The 17075-nt window shown below is 72.7% G+C and carries 13 protein-coding genes; 10 read left to right on the plus strand and 3 right to left on the minus strand.

Going from position 1 to position 17075, the window contains the following annotated elements:
* The first annotated feature begins 117 nt into the window (after nt 1–117).
* Both ABFX54_RS27790 and ABFX54_RS57060 read left to right on the plus strand, forming a co-directional pair.
* Entirely contained in the window at nt 118–2004 is a 1887-nt protein-coding gene (locus ABFX54_RS27790; RefSeq protein ID WP_346109487.1) for a glycoside hydrolase family 127 protein, read from the plus strand.
* Nucleotides 2005–2189: 185 nt separating this feature from the next.
* Nucleotides 2190–3113 (plus strand): BTAD domain-containing putative transcriptional regulator, encoded by a 924-nt coding sequence (locus ABFX54_RS57060; protein ID WP_428834581.1) that lies wholly within the window; start codon nt 2190–2192, stop codon nt 3111–3113.
* Between the two features lie 644 nt (nt 3114–3757).
* Here the strand turns inward: ABFX54_RS57060 and ABFX54_RS27795 are convergent.
* Genes ABFX54_RS27795 through ABFX54_RS27805 form a run of 3 tightly spaced genes read right to left on the minus strand, consistent with a single transcriptional unit; the run spans nt 3758 to nt 5798 of the window.
* Complete coding sequence (locus ABFX54_RS27795) at nt 3758–3928, minus strand: hypothetical protein (RefSeq protein ID WP_346109489.1); 171 nt, start codon at nt 3926–3928, stop codon at nt 3758–3760.
* A 42-nt stretch (nt 3929–3970) separates the two neighbouring features.
* Complete coding sequence (locus tag ABFX54_RS27800) at nt 3971–4102, minus strand: hypothetical protein (RefSeq protein ID WP_346109490.1); 132 nt, start codon at nt 4100–4102, stop codon at nt 3971–3973.
* A gap of 37 nt (nt 4103–4139) precedes the next feature.
* Nucleotides 4140–5798 carry a carbamoyltransferase family protein gene (locus ABFX54_RS27805; protein ID WP_346109492.1) on the minus strand — a complete coding sequence of 553 codons (1659 nt, stop codon included), beginning with the start codon at nt 5796–5798 and terminating at the stop codon, nt 4140–4142.
* A 536-nt stretch (nt 5799–6334) separates the two neighbouring features.
* On the opposite strand from ABFX54_RS27805, the gene ABFX54_RS27810 reads away from it, so the two are divergent.
* From ABFX54_RS27810 to ABFX54_RS27845, 8 genes are all read left to right on the plus strand, one after another.
* Nucleotides 6335–7453: a SagB/ThcOx family dehydrogenase gene (locus ABFX54_RS27810; RefSeq protein WP_346109494.1), complete on the plus strand. Its 1119-nt coding sequence runs from the start codon at nt 6335–6337 to the stop codon at nt 7451–7453.
* Nucleotides 7454–7478: 25 nt separating this feature from the next.
* On the plus strand, nt 7479–8624 hold the full coding sequence (locus ABFX54_RS27815) for a SagB/ThcOx family dehydrogenase (protein WP_346109496.1): 1146 nt from the start codon (nt 7479–7481) through the stop codon (nt 8622–8624).
* The gene (locus ABFX54_RS27820) at nt 8621–10504 is read left to right on the plus strand and encodes a S9 family peptidase (protein WP_346109498.1); all 1884 of its coding nucleotides are present in this window, start codon (nt 8621–8623) and stop codon (nt 10502–10504) included. Before ABFX54_RS27815 ends, ABFX54_RS27820 begins: the two co-directional genes overlap by 4 nt.
* A complete protein-coding gene (locus ABFX54_RS27825) occupies nt 10494–11753 on the plus strand; it encodes a tetratricopeptide repeat protein (protein WP_346109500.1) in 1260 nt (419 codons plus the stop codon). The genes ABFX54_RS27820 and ABFX54_RS27825 overlap by 11 nt, the downstream gene beginning before the upstream one ends.
* A 6-nt stretch (nt 11754–11759) precedes the next feature.
* A complete protein-coding gene (locus tag ABFX54_RS27830) occupies nt 11760–13157 on the plus strand; it encodes an MATE family efflux transporter (RefSeq protein ID WP_346109502.1) in 1398 nt (465 codons plus the stop codon).
* 16 nt (nt 13158–13173) lie between these two features.
* Nucleotides 13174–13773: an O-methyltransferase gene (locus tag ABFX54_RS27835; protein ID WP_346109503.1), complete on the plus strand. Its 600-nt coding sequence runs from the start codon at nt 13174–13176 to the stop codon at nt 13771–13773.
* Between the two features lie 2 nt (nt 13774–13775).
* A complete protein-coding gene (locus ABFX54_RS27840) occupies nt 13776–15104 on the plus strand; it encodes a tetratricopeptide repeat protein (RefSeq protein WP_346109504.1) in 1329 nt (442 codons plus the stop codon).
* Between the two features lie 145 nt (nt 15105–15249).
* Complete coding sequence (locus tag ABFX54_RS27845; RefSeq protein WP_346109505.1) at nt 15250–17049, plus strand: AfsR/SARP family transcriptional regulator; 1800 nt, start codon at nt 15250–15252, stop codon at nt 17047–17049.
* Nucleotides 17050–17075 lie beyond the last annotated feature (26 nt).

A 17075-nucleotide genomic window follows, 5' to 3' on the forward strand; every position in this document is an offset into this window, starting at 1 on the left:
ATATTCAAGTGTGCATATATGTCTCATTCACCCTCCTTCGCGCGCGCCGTGAGGTCAAGGTCTGCATAGATATTCGTATCTTGTTGGATATGTGAAGGCTGGGGCAGGATGGCTGACATGAGCGATGATGCGGTGGTGCGGCCGCGCCCTGACGCGGCGGTGACGTTGCGGCCCGCCTCGGGCGGGCGCGTCGAGGGCGGCTTCTGGGGGGCGCGGCAGCGGGTCAACCGCGAGGTGACGATCCCGCTGGGCGGCGAACGGATCCGCGAGTCGGGCGCCTTCACCAACCTGGAGCTGGCCGCCCTCGAGCGGACCGGCGGCGCTGGAGGGGAGCACCAGGGCAAGGTCTTCGCCGACTCCGACGTCTACAAGTGGCTGGAGGCCGTGGCCTGGGAGCGTGGCAGGGCCGAGGACGAGAGCCTGGCCAGGTCGTACGACGAGGCGGTGCGGGTCGTCGCCGCCGCCCAGCGGCCCGACGGCTACCTGCACACCCACACCCAGCTCACCGGCCGCCCGCCCTACTCCGACCTGGCCTCCAGCCACGAGCTCTACTGCGCCGGCCACCTCATGCAGGCCGCCGTCGCCGGCCGCCGCGCCACCGGCGACGCCACGCTGCTCGGCGTGGCCGCCCGCTTCGCCGACCACCTCGTCAAGGACCTGCCGGGCGACGCGCTCGACGGGCATCCCGAGGTGGAGACGGGCCTGGCCGAGCTGTACCGGGAGACCGGCGTCCGGCCGTACCTCGACCTGGCCGCCCGCATGATCACCGGACGCGGCCACGAACGGCTCCCGCTCAAGGGCCACCACGGGCCCGGCATCCGGCAGGACCGCGTCCCGCTGCGCGCGGCCACCGCCGTCGAGGGGCACGCCGTCCGCGCCATGTACCTCGCCGCGGGCGCGGCCGACGTCGCCGCCGAGACCTCCGACCGCGGCCTGCTGGACGCGCTGGAACGGCAGTGGCTCGACATGGTGGCGACCAGGACGTACCTGACCGGCGGGCTCGGCTCCGTCTGGTACGGCGAGCAGTTCGGCGGCCCCCACGAGCTGGCGCCCGAGACCGCCTACTGCGAGACCTGCGCCGCGATCGGCAGCGTCCAGTGGTCCTGGCGCATGCTCCTGGCCACCGGGGCCGCCCGCTACGCCGACCTCATGGAACGCACCCTGCACAACGCCGTCCTGCCGGGCATCTCCCTCGCCGGCGACCGCTTCTTCTACGTCAACGCGCTGCGGGTGCGCGCCGGCGCCAACCCCGACGACCGGCGCGCCGCCGCGCGGGGCCGCCAGGACTGGTACGGCACCGCCTGCTGCCCGCCCAATGCCATGCGCCTGCTCTCCTCGCTCGGCCACTACCTGGCCACCCGGGACGACGAGGGCGTCCAGCTGCACCTGTACGCGAACGGGACCATCCGGGCGGGGGACGTCCTGCTGGAGGTGGAGACCGACTACCCGTGGGACGGCCGGGTCGAGATCGTGGTCAGGGAGACGCCGGACCTGCCGTGGACCCTCGCGCTGCGCATCCCGGCGTGGGCCGACGGGACGGCCGGCGTGAACGGCGAGCCCGCGAACCCCGGGTATCACCGTGTCCGGCGGGCCTGGCGGCCCGGTGACCGCGTCACTCTGGACCTCGCCGTCCGCCCCCGCCTGACCGCCGCCGTGCCCCGGCTGGACGTGGCCCGGGGGCACGTCGCGGTCGAGCGCGGACCGCTCGTCTACTGCCTGGAGCAGGTGGACCACCCGGGCGTCATCGTGGACGACCTGTGCCTGGCGGGGCCCGACCTGAGGGACGGCGCCCCGCTGCCCGGCCTGCCCGCCGAGGTGGTGCCGGTCCTCGCGCGCGGCCGGGCCCACGCGCACCGCGAGGAGGACGGCGGCTTCCCCTACCGCACCGCCACCGCCCCCCGGGAGCCGGAGCACGCGGGCCCGGTCGAGCTCACCTTCGTGCCGTACCACACCTGGGCCAACAGGGGTGCGGGCCCCATGACGATCTGGGCCCCGATGCACTGACGCCCCGGCGCCCGGCACGTAAGCGGCCGTCTACCGCGGTGACGCATCACGAGAGGGCCGGCCCGACGCACCGTGGCCGGCCTCCTCGCGGCGGTGGAAGGGACGTAGTGGAGTTCGCAGTGTCGGGTCCGCTCGTGGTCCGGCGGACTGGTGCCGAGCTGGATCTCGGGACGCCCAAGGCGCGGATGCTGCCGGCGGTGCTGCTGTGTTGCGCGGGCCGGCCGGTCTCCGCCCCCTTCCTGGCGGAGGCGCTGTGGGGGACGAAGCGCCGAAGAGCGCGGTCAAGAACGTGCAGACGTAGGTGCACCGGCTCCGGCGGCACCTCGGGGATCCGGGGCGGATCGCCTCGCGCGGCCGGGGTCACCTGCTGCGCGTGGACCGCGCCGAGCTGGACGCCACGCGGGTTCGAGGAGCTCGCGCCCGGAGGGCGTGCGGCGGAGGCCGCCGGGGACCTGCCCGGTGCCGGCCGGCTCCTGAGCCAGGCGCTGGAGCTCTGGCGAGGGCCCGCGTTCTCCGGCATGTCCGACCTCCGGGTGCTGGCGACGGAGGCCCCCCGGCCGGCCGAGCTGCGCCTCGGGGCCCTGGAGCTGCGGATCGACTGCTGGTCGAGCAGGCCGGTCCGGACCCCGGCACCGAATTACGCGACCTGCACCGGGCGATCCTCGCGCAGGACGACTGGCCGCCATCGGGCAGGCCGCGGACCACGGCCTGGACGAGATCTGCTGGGAGCCGGCTCTCGGCACCGAGACCCTGTTCCAGGCCAGGCCCTCGTTCGATCGCTGGGAGAACGCCTACGGCCCGCGCTCGCCCTGACCGAGGCGGCGGGGAACAAGCGCGGAGAGGCCGCGCTGCTGGCCTCGCCGACCGGGGCGCACTTCACGCGGCGCCGCGATCACGACGCACGCCCCCCCCCCCGCCGCGGGGGCGGCGGCGACCCGCGCCGGAATCGGCTGAGCACGCGCACCCATCATTCACCGCCGTTTTCCCCGAGTACGTTCCGAGACGAAGAGAGCACAGACCGGTGCACGCCTGGAATATGCGCGAAATGTGCCGGACGTGTGCCACGGATATTCCACCCGGATTCATCGTCGGGGTTCGACAGAGTTTGACTCCCCTTCTGTCCGGAAGGGATGTCATGAGACTCGGATCCGGTTTCACGGTGCTCGCGCTCGCCGGCGCGGCGATATCCGTGACTCCCGCCGCCGCGTACGCCGACCACTACGTCACGTACCGAAATGCCCCGCCGTCGGCGGCACCCTCTACCCGCACGCGTCCAGCGGCGCCAGGAAAGGCGCTCGTACCAGCATCTCCGGCAGCATTTTCCGCGTCTACGCTAACACCTACGACGGCGCCGACGGCGGCCTCTACGCCACCTCCGATTCCGTGAGCTCGATCGTCGTCCTCAGCCACCCGGGTTGCAGCGTCGGCCGCAGCGGCTGCGAATGGACGCTCGCGGGCTCGCACGCCCACGTGGACCTGAAATGCGAATCACGCATCGCCTCATGACCGGGACGGCAGGAGAGAGGTTCATCGTCATGAGAAAACCGTTGATTACGACGGCCGCCGCCACCGCCGGAGCCGCCGCGGTCGGCCTTTTCCTCGTCGTCCGGCCCTCGAAGCGTCGCCGGTACGGGCGGAACCTTCACCCTCGCCGACCTGTCGCCCACCGTGGCGCGACGAGCCCTTCAGAGACGAGGAGCCCTTCAGAGACGAGGAGCACGAGGAGCACGAGGAGCACGAGGAGCACGAGGAGTCAGGCCATGTCACTCCGCAAGAGGCCGCTGCCGCTCGTTCGGGCCTTCCTGCTGTCGGTCCCGCTGTTCGCCACCACGACCGGGACCGCGCACGCCGCCCTCATCACGTACTGCAACCGCGAGATCGGCAGCAACGTGGAGTGCGGCAGCGCTTCCTGCCTGTCGATCACAGGAGGCTCCGTCGAGGCCGGAAGGGGGATGGACGTGTACCTCTACACCGACTCGAACGTCTCGGACGCGACGTACAGCTCGAAGGGGAGCTCCGGCCACACCACGATGACGCACCGGCGGCTCAGCCCGGCGTTCAGCACCTGCGAGTGGGTCTGTTCAAGGGCAAGTCGCACATCCTCTGCGAGTACCGCAACTGACCCGCCCCGCCGCTCAGCCGGCCGCGCTCTCCTGGCCGGTGCGCTCCAGCACGTGGTCGCCGAGGACGAGAACGTCCAGCCCGCTGCGCATGAACGTGGACAGGGCGTCCTCCGGGGAGCACACGATGGGCTCGCCGGCCAGATTGAAGGACGTGTTGAGCACGGCCGGCGTGCCGGTCATGTCGCGGAAGGACTCGATCACGTCGTAGTAGCGCGGCGTCCGGTCGCGGCGGACGTACTGCGGGCGCGCGGTGCCGTCCACGTGCACGGTCGCCGGCATCAGGGGGCGTACGCCGTCGCGGACGTGGGTCGCGCCGAGCATGTAGTGCCCGAGGTCGCCGAGGTCGTGGGTGAAGACGCGGTCGCGGTCCTCGGCGAGCACGCTGGGCGCGAGCGGCCGCCACAGCTCCCTGCCCTTGACCTGATTGAGCCGGCCCACCATCGTGCGCCGCCGAGGGTCGGCCAGGATGCTCCGCGCGCCCAGCGCCCGCTGCCCCACCTCCGCCCTGCCCTGGTACCAGCCCACCAGGCGGCCCGCGGCGAGGTGCTCGGCCACGCACGCGGCCAGGTCGGACTCCGAAAGCCGCTGGCCGGCCAGCGGCGCCGACTCGGCCACCTCCGCGATCCGCGCGGAGTGGTCGCGGCCGAGGTAGGCGCCCACCCGGCCGTTCGCGGTGGACACACCGGCCAGGCCGCTGTCCTTGGCGGCGAGCAGGGCCGCGCCGACGGCCACGCCGCAGTCGTAGGCGAAGGGCGGCACGTAGAGCTCCGCCACCGACGGATGACGGGCCAGCTTGCCGTTGGCGGTGCAGTTCATCGCCACGCCGCCGGCCAGCACCACCTGGGCGCAGCCGGTCTCGCCGACGGCCGCCGTGACCAGCGAGCTCAGCGCCGCCTCCAGCGACGACTGCACCGAGGCGGCGAAGTCCGCGTACGCCATGATCTCGACCCCGTCGCCCTCCCCGTACGGGAAGCAGGCGGAGAAGTACGGCGTCACGCTCGCGTTCAGCGCCTCGCGCAGCTCCGGCATCGTCCGGTTCGGCACCCGCTCCGCCCCGGCCAGCCGGTAGCCGTCGGGGGTCACCTCGATCGGCATCGCCATCCGCGGCTCGCCGTAGGCGGCCAGCCCCATGAACTTGCCGACGTCGGCGGGGCCGAGCCCGCTCCACGACGACGCCTTGCTGTAGTAGCGGCCCAGCGACTCGGCGAGGTCCCACTGGGCCAGCCGCTTGAAGGTGTCGGCCTCGGCGAGGTAGGTCGTCGTGGCGGCGTCCTCGCCCCGCCCGTCCGTGACGATCACCGTGGCGCGGTCCCAGCCGCTGGTCCAGAACGCGCTGGCGGCGTGGGCCAGGTGGTGGCCGTAGAAGTGGATCGGGATCTCGCGGGGCACGCCGATGCGCTTGCGGAAGACGTCCACGGGGAAACCGCGGCCTTCGAGCGCGAAGTACTTCGGCATGTCCCAGCCGACCGCGACGCACGAGACGTCGCTCAGCTCGATGCCGGCGTCCATGAGGCACGTCCTGATGGCGTCGCGCGGCGACTCGTTGACCGCGCGCTTGCGGCGGCTGATCCGCTCCTGCTCGATCAGCGAGATTATCCTTCCGTCCCGCACCAGCGCCGCGGAGGCGTCGTGCGAGCCGGTGTTCACCCCGACGATATAGCCGCCCGACATGGATGCCACTCCTTCTCGTCGCGAAGTGGAGAACGCGCTGGAAATCACTGCGCGGCGCCAGCCTGGCAATAAAGTCAATCGCCTGTCAAGAGGGTGCTCATTCTCGGTGAACCTGCATCCGGAAGTGCCGGAACGTCTTTTCCGGCAGCTGTCAGGCAGTTGACAGACGGCTGCCAGTCAATTGATATCGCGGTGTGCTAGAACCATTCCCGGGCGCCACGCACAAAGCGTGGAAAGCGGTCTTCAGTCATTGACGGCTGCCTGTCCCGCAGGGACCGTCGGCCCCGCACGGCTGAAATGAGGAGGTGAATTCAGATGAGCGAGACCATGACGTCCGCAGAGGCGCTCGATGTCGTCGAGGACACGTCGGAATACGACGTGATGCTCCTCCAGTGCGAGTGCTACTAGTGACGCACGAGTAGGCCGGTGTCGTGGTGCCGGCGTCGGTTCACCACGACGGCGCCACGGCATTCGGCACATTCCATCGAGTGATGTCTGAGAGTCTCATGCGCGTACGAATCAATGCCGCGGTCAGAATGATTCCCCCGTCGGAACTGGTCGGCGACCGCTGGATAGCGGAGAACCTGCTGGAGAAGAGACGCCACCGGCTGCGCCCGCCCGCCGCCGCGGCGCTGGCCGCCGCCTTCCGCCCGCGCACGCCGGACGACCTCGCCGCCCACCTGGCGGACGCCGATCCCCTGCACCGGCCGGCCGCCTACTGGTCGGGCCTGATCGAGGTGCTGTGCGACCGGGCGCTCGTCGTGGAGGAGTCGCGGGCCGAGCTCGATCCGCGGCTCGCCTGGCTGACCGGGCTCCGCCGGAGCTGGAGCCGGCACGGCTGGGGCGAGGCGGCCGAATACCACGCGCTCGCCTACGACTATCCGTGCGTCGACTACTCCGAGGCGGCGGGCACGTACTTCGACCACGATCGCATGCGTGCCTACCAGGCCGTGGAGCCCGACCTCGACCGCCACAAACTCGACTATCTCGAACGCCCCGAGCTCCCGCTGCCCGCACCGGCGGAGGGGATGACGCCGGGCACGGTGCGCACCGTATGGGGCGGCGAGCGGCTTGACGGCCGTGCCGACTTCGCCGCGCTCTCCCGGATCCTGTCGTTGTCCTTCGGCGCCACCGGGGAGAGGGTGCCGATCACCGACGCGGCGCCGCTGCTGCGACGGAGCAGCCCGTCGGGAGGCGGACGCAACCCCTCGGAGGGATACCTGATCGTCCGGGACGTCCCCGGCGTCGAGCCGGGCCGCTACCACGTCACGATGCGGCCGTTCGGGCTGCGGTTGCTGGACGACGGCGGCCCGCTCGGCGACGAGGACCTGCGCCGGATCTTCCCGCAGACCGTCCGGCGTTTCCCCGGCGTCAGGGCGCTGGTGGTCATCACGAGCCTCTTCGAACGGAACATGTACCGCTACCGCGAGCCCAGGACGTTCAGGACGGTGCACATGGACGCGGGGCACATCGCGAGCACGGTGCAGCTCTCGGCCCGCGCGATGGGCCTGCGAGCCGCCGTCTTCGACCGCGACGCCGCCGCGGACGTGGAGGAGAGCCTGGGGCTCCACGGCCTGCGCGAAGGCTACCTGCTCACCGTCGCCATCTCCGACGGCGAGCCTGGGCCGGTGACGGCGCCGGTGACCGCCCGATGAGTCCGGTTCAGCGAGAAAGGGCACGATGATGTCGGCGGAGATCCCCGAGGCCCGGTGGCCGGCCGGATTCAGGATGAGGCCCGCCGCCGACCCGGAGTCGGCGCAGGTCGAGGTGACCGACGCCGTCACCGGCCGGCGGTTCCACTGGTCCCCTGAGGCGTTGTCAGGACACATCCTGCGCGGCGAGACGGATCTCGCCGCGCTGGACGACGGCGACGAGTGGAAGAACGTGCTGAAGGCGGCGGGCGAGCGCACCGCCCTGCTGCCCGACTGGCGGCACTGGCAGGAGCGTCGCTGGCACCCGTCCGATCACTACTATCTCGCCTCCCGGCTGGCCGGACCGTCCTCGGACCCGGACACCGGTGCGCCCGCCCGGGTCGGCGGCGAGCGGGTCCCGGACGGCGGTGAAGCCTCGGACGGCGGCGGGCCCAGCCGCCTCGGCGCCGTTCAGGCGTTCCCGCTGACGGGCGTGCCCCAGGCCACGCGTGCCGACGGGCCGCCGCCCGCCGACTGGCGCCCGGACGGGCCCGTGCTGCCTCTAGGCACTCCGCCGCCGCTCGGGGCGCAGGAGATCGCCCGGCTGCTGGTGAACCGCCGCACCGGACGTTCGTACATCAAGAAGGCGGCCCCGCTCGACAGCCTGTCCGGCCTGCTCTGGTACGGGCTCGCGGACGCGCGCGACCCGGCCGAGCGGTACGGGAGCCCGGCTCGCCGCGGCGCGGCCTGGGACTTCTACCTGTGCGTCTACAAGGTCGCGGGCGTCGAGCCCGGCGTCTACCGCTACGACGCGCCGGAGCACCAGCTCGTCGGGATCCGGCCCGGTGACCACCGAGACGCCATGATCGACGTGCTGCAGGGCATGCACTCACCGGCGACCGCGACGTGGACGCTCGGGCTGGTCGCCGACTTCGCCCGTTACCAGTGGGGCTACCGCAGCGAGCACGGCCTGCGCCGGCTCTATCTGGAGGCGGGCGTCCTCGGCCAGCAGCTCATCGTCCTCGCCATGTCGTACGGGCTGAGCACCCTGGTCACGCCGGCCCAGAAGGACCGCGCGTACCTGGAGCTGCACGACCTGCCCCAAGACCGATTCGCCCCGGTCTACACCCTCACGATGGGACTCTCCCGAGGCGGCGCGGGCGTCGGCTTCGACAACGCCCCGGAAGCCTCATGACGGTGCCTACCGCGACCGGCGACGTGCGGCTCCGGCGGGCGCTGCTCGCCGCCGAACGCGACACCTCGCCCCGGCTCTCGCCGGACGGTCGTTCGATCGCGTTCCTCCGCACCGGCGACAGCGGCCCCGAGGTGTGGCTGCGCACCGGCGACGGCGCCGAACGCCGGCTGGCCGCGCACCACGCGGAGGCGGTCCAGGACCTGCGGTGGACGGCCGACGGCTCGGCCCTGCTCTACCGGCACAGCCCGCGCGGGCGTGAGTCCTGGGCGCTGTCCGGGCTGCGGGGCGCGGCGTTCGACCCGATCAGGATCTCATCCGGGGGATCGGTCACCGAGTACTGGCTGTCCGCCACGGAACCGGACGCGCTCGTCTACAGCCACCGGGATGCCAGGAGCAGAAGCACGCGCCTCTTCCAGGCCGGCCTCGGCGATCACGACAGGGACCCCGGGGGCGGGCCACGCCTGGTCGCCGCCGACCCCGGGTTCCATCGCTGGCTCGTGGACAGCGCGCTCAGGCCGCGCGGCGGCACCCGGTTCGCGGCGGACGGCTCGACGGAGATCGTCCTGGGCGACGACCTCGGCACCGCCCGCACCGTGCTCACGGTACCGGTCGACGCCACGCCCGACCTGGCCGTGTACGGCTTCAGCCGCGACGGCGAGCGGCTGTTCCTGCTGACCGGCGGCGCGACCGGCACGCGCAGACTGGTCGCGGTCGGATCGCGCGACGGCTCGGCGGCGACGCTCTTCGAACATCCAGAACTGGACGTCGGCGGCTACCCGATCGGCAACGACGGCGTCTGGTTCGACCCGGTGACGGGGGAGCCGGACCTGTGCGCGGTCATGGACCAGCGGCTGCGCTACCACGGGCTGACCGCACGGGCGCGGGCCGCGGTCGCGAGCCTGGCCGCCACCGACGAGCACTCCGCGGTCATCCTCGACCGCAGCGCGGACGACCGCACCTGGCTGATCGTCCGCGTGCACGACGACGGCCCGATCGCCTACCACTCCTACGATCCCGCCACGGGCGAGGCCGAGCCGCTGTTCGTCAACCGGCCGGACCTCGTGGGGCGGGAGCTGTCCCGGCTGGAGGACTTCCGTTTCACCGCCGGCGACGGCCTCGCGATCAGCGGCTACGCGATGCGCCCGCGGTCGGGGAGGCCGCCGTACCCGACGGTCGTCCTGGTCCACGGCGGCCCGGCCGGCCGCGACCTGTGGCGCTTCCACGCCGACGCGCAGTACCTGGCCTCGCTCGGCTACCTGTCGCTGCACGTCAACTACCGCGGGTCGAAGGGGTTCGGCGGCGCGTTCCGGATGGCGGGGTACGGCGAGTGGGGCGGTCTGATGCAGCATGACCTCTACGACGCCGTCGCGAGCGGTGTCGCCTCCGGGCTGGTGGACCCGGCGCGGGTCGCGTTCTGCGGCGCGTCCTACGGGGGTTACGCCTCGCTGCTCGCCGCGTGCACCCGGCAGGACCTCGTCCGCTGCGCGGTCGCGATCAGCCCGCCCTGCGACCTGGTCTCCTTCACCGAACGCCCGCCCCCGTACTGGCAACCGCTCGCCGTCCTGCTGAGACGCCAGGTGCTCGGCGCTCGTGACAGCGCCCATTACCGGGGGCGCCTGGACGAGCGGGCGCTGCGGCGTCGTTCACCCGCCCAGGCGCTGGACGCCTCGTGCGCTCCCCTGCTGCTCGCGCACGGGGTACGCGACCCCCGCGTGCCGGTCGCGGAGGTCGACCGGTTCGCGGAGCGGGCCGGGGACCTCGGAGTCCCGGTCAGGTACCTGAGGTTCGAGGACGAGGGCCACCACGTACGGTCCAACGCCAACCGGCAGACCCTTTTCACCGAGATCGAGCGATTCCTGGAGACTCACCTTGGCGTCTGACCCACGCACCACGCGGGTGCGGCCGCGCTATGCGCGCAGTGACCCCAGGGGCCTGTTCCCCCACGTCACCGGCCTGCCCGAACCGCCGTACAACCGGCTCGCCCACTTCTGGCGGCCGATCATCGACATGACCGACAGCGACGTGGCGCCGTCCCGGCTGCGGATGATCCGCCCGGTCGCGGCCTGGCTGGCCGAGCCGGAGTCCGGCGAACAGCTGTGGTTCGCCCGGATCAACGTCACGGGCCTGCGCCGCCAGGTGATCAGGCACGCGGGCCTCGACGCGTACGACTGCCGCGTGCCGAAGGACCTGGCCGAGCCGCTTCGCACGCCCGCGTGGGAGACGCTGGTCCGGGCCATCGACCGGTTCGACCGGCTGGACCCGTACGTGCGCACGCTGGTGCTCTTCCAGCTCGCCCAGCTCTCCTTCTGCGAGCTGGGCACGCGCCTGGCCGGCGAGGTGCGGCCCGACGGCGACCCCGTCCGCGACCGGTACGTCTACCAGGTGGCTCGCCTGCACGCCCGGCTGCCCGGCAGCCGGCCCGTCGCCCTGCGGCTGTTCGAGCAGTTGGCCACCTCGTCCAAGGACCCGCTGCTCGCGCTGCTGTCGTGCTTCCAGGGGATCAGCCACGCGATCCGCAAGGAGAACGATCTGGACCTGGCCCGCCGGTTCGAGCGGCACGGCCAGGCGGTGCGCGATCTGCCCGACGACTGGCACACGTACCTGGTGCTCAGCCGCTTCCACCGGGCGCTGGCGCTGCTGCGCCTGAACGAGCGCCGGTTCGGGGAGATGCGCGCCGAGGTGAGGGCCGCCCTGGACTTCCACGAGCGGCTGCGGCCCGAGGTGTCCGGCGAGGTCGACACCATGGTGGCGGACGAGAACCGGCGCATCCTGCTGGAGTCGCAGATCAACGCCGCCGTGCGAGCCCGTGGTGACGAGTCCGCTGCCCAGGTGCGGGCGCTGTGCGCGGAGATCATCGCGCTCGACCCGTACTGCGTGCTGGTCAGGCTGGCCGTCGGCGACGGGCACGCGGCCATCGGCGAGTACGCCGAGGCCGCCCGCTGGTACGAGCGGGCAGGCGAGCTGGGCACCGGGGCCGGCGCGATCGGCTGGTTCCGCGCGGGGCAGTGCCACGAGTTCCTCGGCGACCGTGGCGCGGCGATCAACGCCTACGGGCGATGTCTGGAGCTGGACGCCTCGGCCGTCGAGCCCCGCGCGTACCTGACCGCGGCGCGGACCGCCGAGGGGTGAGGTGACGTGAGCGCGGACACCGCCTCCGACGCGCGGACGCCGGTCCGGCAGATCGCCGCACTCGGGCTGCCGTTCCTCCTCGGCGCGTTCCTGTCGTCGGTGTCGGGCATCGTCGACACCGCCATGATGGGCCGCTTCGGCTCGGCCGAGCTGGCGGCGGTGTCGGGCGCGTCGGCCGTCTTCGACGTCTTCTCCGGCGTCGTGCTCGCCTCGGTCGTCGGACACCAGATCCTGGCGGCCAGGTTCGCCGGGCGGGACGACCCCGAAGGCATCCGCCGGTCGTTGCGGTCGTCGATGGGGTACTGCGGCGCGCTCGCCGTTCCGCTGACCCTGCTCTGCCTCTTCGCGGGAGGATGGCTGACCGGGCTCATCTCGGACGGCGACGGCGGCGTCAGCGGCATCGGCGCGGACTACCTGATCGCACGGGGGCCGTCGCTGCTGCTGCTGGTCCCCTTCAGCCTGCTGGCCGCGACGTTCAACGCCTACAAGCGGCCCCGGTACGCGACGGTGGCGAGCGTCGTGATCAACCTGGCCAACATCCTGCTCGACTGGCTGCTGATCTACGGGCCAGGCCCGTTCCCGCGGCTGGGCGCGACCGGCAACGGCCTGGCGACCACGATCTCCTGGCTGCTCGGCATCGGCTGCCTGCTGGTCGCGGCCCGCAGGTTCCGGCTCGCGGAGCTGCTGCGGCGGCCGGGCCCCGGCGGCCCCGTCGACTTCGAGACCTCGATCCCCCGGCTCGGCTGGCCGGCCATCGTCTCCATGGGGCTGGACTACGCCGGCAACGCCGTCTTCTTCGCCATCGTCGGCGGGCTCGGCCAGGCGGCGCTGGGCGGCGGACGGATCGCCTTCCAGATGATGGTCCTGTTCTACGGGGTGGGAACGGCCTTCTCGGCGGCGGCGCGCATCCTCATCGGGCGGGCCGCGGGCGCGGGCAGACCGGAGGATCTGCCCGTCCTGTGGCGGGGGAGCAGGCTGCTCCTGCTGCCACCCGCCCTGATCGTGGGCGCCGTGCTGGTCGTGGCGCCAGGACCGGCGGCGTCGCTGTTCACCTCCTTCCCCGACGTGCTGAGGGACGGCGCCACGGCGATGCCGCTGATCGGCCTCTGCCTGCCGCTGATCGCGTGGACGCTGGGCAACGTCAGCGTGCTCCGCGCGCTCGGCCAGACCCGCTCGGACATGTACGGAAATCTGATAGCGGCGTTGTGCGTGCAACTGCCCGTGAGCTGGCTGCTGGCGAGCGTGGCCGGGCTCGGCATCGCCGGGGCCTACCTCGGCGTCGTCGGCTACTGGCTGGTACGCGGCGCGCTGACCGAGTATCTCGCCCGCGCCCGCATCCGGCACGAGACGCGCGCCGCCGCCGTGGAGCCCGCGGCCTCCGAGCCGGGCGTCCGGCCCGCATGAAACGACGAAGGAGCCGATGGTGACAGAACACCTCATCGACGTCCCGCCGTTGTCCGCCAAGGCGCAGGCCATCGCGGACAAGGGCAACTGGCGGCTGTCGTCCGACCGGCAGACGGGCGCGCTGCTGCGCACCCTGGCCGCGAGCAAGCCAGGGGGCCGCATCCTGGAGATCGGCGCCGGCGTCGGCGTGGGCGCCGGCTGGCTGCTGGCCGGGATGGACGCGGCGGCCCGGTTGACCACCCTGGAGCTCTTCCCCGGCCTGGCCCAGGCCTGCGCGTCGGTGCTCGCCGAGGACGACCGCGCCGAGGTGGTGCGCACGGACGCGGTCGACTGGCTCACCGCCTACTCGGGCCCGCCGTTCGACCTGGTCTTCGTCGACACCACCATCCTCAAGTTCGACCGCCGTGACCTGGTCTTCGCCCACCTGGCCGACGGGGCGCTGCTGATCGCCGACGACCTGCTGCCGCAGGAGAAGTGGACCGAGGCCCACTACCCGCGCGTCGAGCGGTTCCGCGCGGAGATCCTGGCCGAGCCGGGCCTGGTGCCCACGCTGGTGGACTGGGCCTCCGGCATCCTCATCGCGAGCTACCGCAAGCGCGAGGGAGGAGGACGCTGAGCGTGCCGGGCCGCTTCCGCGTGCGTCAGCGCTACACGCGCAGCGACCCCCGGGGCGGCTTCCCCCGGGTGAGCGGCCGTCCCGCGTTGCCGCACAACCGGCTGGCCGCCTTCTGGCGGCCGCTCATCGACCTGGCCGACAGCGAGGTGGCGTCGCTGCGCCTGCGGATGATCAGGCCGGTCTCGACCTGGCTGGCCGATCCGGGGGCGGCGCGGTGGCCGTGGTTCTCGCGGATGGGCCTGCCCGGCGTCCGGCGCCAGGTCGTCCGGCACGCGGGGCTCGACGCGTACGACTGCGCGGATCCACGGCAGTTGCCCGAGGAGTTGCGCACGCCCCGGTGGGAGACGCTGGTCGCGGCGGTGGACGGGTTCGCAGAGCTCGATCATCGCGGCCGTACGCTGCTGATCTTCCAGCTGGCCCAGCTCTCGTACCACCCGCTCGCCCTCCGGCTGGCCGGTCCGGTCCGGCCCGACGGCGACCCGGAACGCGACCGGTACGTCTACGAGGTCGCCCGCGTGCGCGCCGGGTCGCCCGGCCACGCCGCGCACGCCCTGTCGTTGTTCGCGGACCTGGCCGGCTCCGGCGACCCGCTGGTGGCGCTGGCGGCCTGCTTCCAGGGCATCGGGCACGCCCTGCGCCACGCGAACGACCTCACCTCGGCCAGGCGGTTCGAGAAACGGGGCCGCGAGCTGGCGAAACCACCGGACGACTGGCACGCCTGCCTGGTCCACAGCCGCTTCCACCGGGCGGCCGCCCTGCTCCGGCTCACGGAGGGCGACAAAGACGCCGCGACGTCCGCGCTGGTCACCGCGAAGCACGCGCACGACGACCTGGCGGCGGCGCGGCACGCGCACGGCGACCCGCCGGCCGCGGGGCACGCGCACGACGACCCGTCGGCCGGTACGGACGCGATGATCGTGCGCGAGAACCGGCGTTACCTCCTCGAACTGGAACTCGACGCCGAGACCCGCGCCGAGACCCGCGCCGAGTCACACGGCGGCACACGCGCTGAGACACACGGCGAGGCGGGGCCGCGGGCGCTCGCGCTCTGCCACGAGCTGCTCCGGCTCGACCCGCACTGCGTGCACGCGAGACTCCGCGCGGGAGACGGGTTCGCCGCCGCAGGAGATCTCGTGCGGGCGGCGTTCTGGTACGAACGGGCCGGCGAACTCGGCACCGGAGCCGGAGCGACCGGCTGGTTCCGCGCCGCGCAGTGTCACGACCACCTCGGCGACCACGCCGCCGCCGTCAACGCCATGGGACGCTGCCTCGAACTCGACACCACCGCCGTCGAGCCCCGCGAATACCTGGCCGGCCGGCAGCGCACTTAACCTCCCGCATACGGCCGGACGGCTTCGCTTAGAAAACTGGGGAAATGTTGGGGTCTGCCCGGGTTGGGATGCGAAGCTGACATTGGTTTGAGCCCACGGGGAGACGAGCACTCAGCGCGGCCGGCTGAGGCGAGGAGGCGGGCGAATGTTCGAGTTCGGGCTCCTGGGACCGCTCACGGTGACCTACGCGGGGGTCCCCTTACAGGTCGGGGCCGCCAGGCAGCGGGCGTTGCTCGCCTCGCTGCTGGTCGACGCCAACCGCCTCGTGCCCGCCGACGAGCTGATCGCCCGCGTGTGGCGGGGCGACCGCGTCGGCAACGCACGGGCCAATTTGCACACCTACGTCATGCGCCTGCGCCGCACCCTGGCGACGGTCGGCGCACCCGATCCGATCGTGACCCGGCCGGAGGGCTACCTCATCGAGGTACCGGACGAGGCGCTGGATCTGCACCGGTTCGACGCCCTGGTGAGTGAGGCGAGGACGGCCGATCCCGAACAGGCGGCGGCCCTGCTGGAGGAGGCGCTGGCGCTCTGGTCCGGCACCCCGCTGTCGAACGTGCCGTCGGAGGTGCTGCACCGGGAGGTCGTGCCCGGCCTGGCCGAGCGGCGGACGCTGGCGCTGGAGGCGTACATCGACGCGGAATTGGCGCTGGGCCACCATCGTGACCTGGTGGTCAGGCTACGCGAGGTGACCGCCCGCCATCCGCTGCGCGAGCGGTTCTGGACCCAGCGGATGACCGCTCTGTACCGGTGCGAACGGCAGGCGGAGGCGCTGGAGTGCTTCCGTACGGTCAACGCGCTGCTGACCGAGGAACTGGGCATCGAGCCCGGCGAGGAGATCCAGGAGCTGCACCGGGCGATCCTGGCCAGGGATCCGTGCCTCGGCGCGCCGGCCCCCAGGATCCAGATCAGGCGGCACGACCTGCCGAGCGACATTCCCGACTTCGTCGGGCGGTCGGCCGAGCTCGAACGCCTCCTGAGCCGGTCGCACCGTGACGGGCCCGGCGGGAGGATCCTGACGATCGACGGCATGGCGGGCGCCGGCAAGACCGCCCTCGCCGTACGGGCGGCTCACCGGGTGGCCGACCGCTATCCCGACGCGCGGCTCTTCCTCGACCTGCACGGCCACACCGCCGGCCGGGAGCCGGTCGATCCGGCCGCGGCGCTCGACGTGCTGCTGCGCGCCGTCGGCGTGCCCGGCGACCGGCTCCCGTACCGCGTCGAGGAGCGGACCGCGATGTGGCGGGCCGAACTCGCCGGCCGGCGGGTGCTGCTCGTGCTCGACAACGCCGCCAGCGCGGCACAGGTACGGCCCCTGCTCCCCGGGAACGGCTCCCTGGTGCTGGTCACGAGCCGGCGCCGGCTCACCGACCTCGACGCCTCGGACACCCTCTCCCTCGACGTCCTGTCGCCGGGCGACGCCGCGGCGCTCCTCGCCCGGCTGGCCGGAGAGACGCGGGCCGCGGCGGAGGCCGGCGCGGTCGCCGACGTGGTCAAGAGCTGCGGGCATCTGCCTCTGGGCGTCCGCATCGTCGGCAGCCGGCTGCGCGGCAGGCGGGCCTGGTCGATCGGCTACCTGGCCCGGCGGCTGCGCGAGAGCTGGCCGAGTCTGGAGGAGTTCGTCACCGGTGACCGCAGCGTCGCGGACGCGCTCACGCTCTCGTACGAACGGCTGACCCCGGACGAACGACACCTGCTACGGCTGCTGAGCCTGCTGCCCCCGACCAGCGTCGACGCCTGCATGGCCGCGGCGCTGGCCGACGTCGGCGTGGACTGGGCCGAGCGGCTGCTCGAAGGTCTCTTCGACGTGCACCTGATCGAGCAGTCCGCGCCCGGCCGCTACCGCCTGCACGAACTCGTCCGCCGCTTCGCCAACGCCACGGCCCGCTACACGCTGACCGACGCGTCCCGGCAAGAGGCGATGGGCCGGATCCTCGGCTGCTGACGCCGCCTCGCCGCCGCCACCGCCGT

Origin of the sequence: Nonomuraea maheshkhaliensis (assembly GCF_039529435.1) — a bacterium.
GTDB lineage: Bacteria > Actinomycetota > Actinomycetes > Streptosporangiales > Streptosporangiaceae > Nonomuraea > Nonomuraea maheshkhaliensis.